The sequence below is a fragment of the Halomonas almeriensis genome (assembly GCF_030409235.1).
Lineage (GTDB): Bacteria > Pseudomonadota > Gammaproteobacteria > Pseudomonadales > Halomonadaceae > Halomonas > Halomonas almeriensis.
The window spans coordinates 1-823 of the sequence record NZ_JAUFPO010000015.1; the positions used below are offsets into that span (position 1 = coordinate 1).

Genomic DNA, 823 nt, shown 5'->3' on the forward strand with positions numbered 1-823 from the left:
GTCGGTCGATGCCAGCAATCACTCGGCTCAACACCCGCATTCAGAACCCTGATGAATAAGGCGGGTTCATCGGGTGGTTCTGTCAACGGGTGGTGGACAAGACAGATTCTACCCTGCCGGTGGCTACAAGGAAGCTCCAGCAGGATTTATGCAGCGTCTCCCTAACTACAAGTACTCTGGATAGCCAAAATACCCATACACCCACTCTTTTTTGCAAACCTTTGATTTCAAATAGTCACGATGCTGACTATCCACAAAATAAATTTTATCCACCTTGGTGACATTAACCCTTTTCCGCTCGTGTATTTCCTCTCTTATTTCTTCAACACTCTTTTTAAGGCTAACTGGATTCACCCTAATATCCGAAGAAGCGATTTCCAAAACCTTTAAAAAATCCTCCTCAAGATTTTCGTTTCGAACAACAAAATTAACTATGCTTTTTTTAGAAATTGAGTCAACAACACCCTTTTTATCTTCAACTCCCTCCAGGGCTTTATTAATATCACGGAAAGCAAGACTCAAAAGCCTAAACGAAAAGAAGCCTAAAATATTTGACAAGCAAGGAAATTTATCAAAACCCTCGCCAAAAAAAGGTATGTTTTCATCAGAGCTCAAAAAATCAAACCACTTCTCAAAATCCTCAGCCTTATTAGAATTATACAAATACCCAAACCCATTATTTTTTAGCCTATTATATACAGCACCTTTTCCATACAAGCCATACCTATAAAGTGACATATACTGCTCGAAAGGGTCTCTAAGTGCCTGATCTGATATTTTCGAGTATAATCCGCCTCAGGATCACTGACACGGATGGAACCAT

1 protein-coding gene is annotated in these 823 nt (G+C 40.1%); it reads right to left on the reverse strand.

Annotated elements, in window-relative coordinates; genetic code table 11:
* Positions 1-165: 165 nt before the first annotated feature.
* Positions 166-738: a hypothetical protein gene (locus QWY74_RS12450; RefSeq protein WP_290314419.1), complete on the reverse strand. Its 573-nt coding sequence runs from the start codon at positions 736-738 to the stop codon at positions 166-168.
* Between the last annotated feature and the right edge of the window lie 85 nt (positions 739-823).

What these genes read in the sequence shown, in the direction of transcription:
- QWY74_RS12450 (WP_290314419.1), bottom strand. Translation starts at nt 738, where the DNA reads ATGTCACTTTATAGGTATGGCTTGTATGGAAAAGGTGCTGTATATAAT.